Annotated in this window: 3 protein-coding genes; 1 reads left to right on the top strand and 2 read right to left on the bottom strand. The window is 66.7% G+C overall.

What is annotated here, in order from left to right:
* Positions 1-83: 83 nt before the first annotated feature.
* Together I73_RS20330 and I73_RS20325 are read right to left on the bottom strand one after the other, a co-directional pair.
* On the bottom strand, positions 84-743 hold the full coding sequence (locus tag I73_RS20330; protein WP_022982300.1) for a DUF502 domain-containing protein: 660 nt from the start codon (positions 741-743) through the stop codon (positions 84-86).
* 13 nt (positions 744-756) lie between these two features.
* Positions 757-1,068, bottom strand: coding sequence for an FmdB family zinc ribbon protein (locus I73_RS20325; protein WP_022982299.1), 312 nt, complete (start codon positions 1,066-1,068; stop codon positions 757-759).
* 212 nt (positions 1,069-1,280) lie between these two features.
* Here I73_RS20325 and I73_RS20320 point away from each other — a divergent pair.
* Positions 1,281-1,872 (top strand): extracellular solute-binding protein (locus tag I73_RS20320; protein WP_234409564.1); only part of this gene is annotated, 592 nt, incomplete at its 3' end.

The raw sequence follows: 1,872 nt of genomic DNA, 5'->3' as shown, positions 1-1,872 counted from the left end.
CGCAGGATTTCGGGGATTTCGGGGANCAAGCCCCGGGGCGGGGGGCGACCCTCAGGACTGAACGCAGGTGGGGCCGGGTGCGTTCAGCCCACCGGATTGGGGTCGGCCTCCTCCGGCCCGTGCGCATGCCCGGCCGGGGGCGTGACCACGCCCATGGAGATGATGTACTTGAGGGCCTCGTCCACGCTCATCTGCAGCGGCCGCACGCTGCGGCGCGGCATCATCAGGAAGAAGCCCGAGGTCGGGTTGGGTGTGGTGGGCACGTACAGGCTGACATGCTCTTCGCCCAGCTGCTCGGCCACCTCGCCGCCGGGCTTGCCGGTGACGAAGGCAATCGTCCAGGAGCCGGCATGCGGGTAAGGCACCAGCACCGCCTCGCGGAAGGCGTTGCCGTTGCTGGAGAACAGCGTGTCAGAGACCTGCTTGACCGAGCTGTAGATGGACTTGACGATGGGGATGCGGCTCATCAGCGCATCCCATTGCCGCAGCCACCACTGGCCGAAGATGTTCGTCACGAACATGCCGGTGGCCAGCATCAGCACCAGCATCACCAGCACCCCCATCCCCGGCCAGGTGCCCAGGTGGCTGAGGCCGTCGGCCGCGCCTTCGGGCAGCACCACGCCTGCCACCTTCAGCAGCATGCGGAACACGCCGTCGAGCAGGCCCTGGACCCACAGCAGCACCCAGACCGTGATGGCCAGGGGCAGCCAGGTGAGCAGACCGGCGATGAGGTATTTCTTCACTGGGGGCAGTCGTTCAGTGGCAGGCGCAGGAGCCGCCACAGGGGGTGGAGGGACCGCTGTCGCCACCGCTGCTGCTGCTGCCGCTGTCGGACGACGCTGGCGCGGCGGTGGCGGCCGGCGCGGCGGCAGAGGTGCCCCCGGAACCGCCGCGGAAATCGGTGGCGTACCAGCCGGAGCCCTTGAGCTGGAACCCGGCAGCCGTCACCTGTTTCTGGAACTGCTCAGCCCCGCAGACCGGGCAGGTGGTCAGCGGCGCATCGGACATCTTTTGCAGCACGTCCTTCGCGTGGCCGCAGGCGGCGCATCGGTAGGCGTAGATCGGCATGGCTGGAAGAGGAAGACAACAGGATGAACCCGGAATTATACGGAGGCCCCATGTCTGATGCAGGTTCATGTGCGCCCTCGGGGGCGGGCCCTAGAATGCGCGCGCCCTGTGCCACCCCGCCAGGGCTGCAACCCCGCTGAAAGGAGATGGATGTGAAGACCTCTGCATGGCGCCGTTGGCTGCCCGCAACCCTGGCCGCGCTGTTCGGCGGCATGGCCGCCGGCACCGCCCTGGCCGCCGATGAGCCCAAGGTGCTCAACATCTATAACTGGTCCGATTACATCGCCCCGGACACGCTGGCCAACTTCGAGAAGGAAACCGGCATCAAGGTCCACTACGACAACTACGACAACAACGAGATCCTGCACGCCAAGCTGGTGGCCGGCCGCACGGGCTACGACATCGTGGTGCCCAGCGCCCACTTCGCCAAGCAGCAGATCGCCGCAGGCCTGTTCCAGAAGCTCGATCGCAGCCAGCTGAGCAACTGGGGCAACCTGGACCCGGCCCTGCTCAAGCAGATGGAAGGCGTGGACCCGGGCAACCAGTACCTGGTGGACTGGCTGTGGGGCTATGTCACCGTGGGCATCAACGTGGACAAGGTCAAGAAGGCCCTGGGCGACCTGCCCATGCCCGAAAACGCCTGGTCGCTGATCTTCGACCCGAAGTACGCGGCCAAGCTCAAGTCCTGCGGCGTGAGCTTCCTGGATTCGCCTTCCGAGGTGCTGCCGGTGGCCATGATGTACGTGGGCAAGCCCGGCTACAGCAAGAACGCGGCGGACTACAAGGCCGCCGAGGACATGCTGC

Source organism: Ideonella sp. B508-1 (assembly GCF_000333615.1).
Taxonomy (GTDB): Bacteria; Pseudomonadota; Gammaproteobacteria; order Burkholderiales; family Burkholderiaceae_C; genus Ideonella.
Note: the sequence above shows the minus strand (reverse complement) of the source record. Positions and strands in the feature narration are given on the sequence as shown.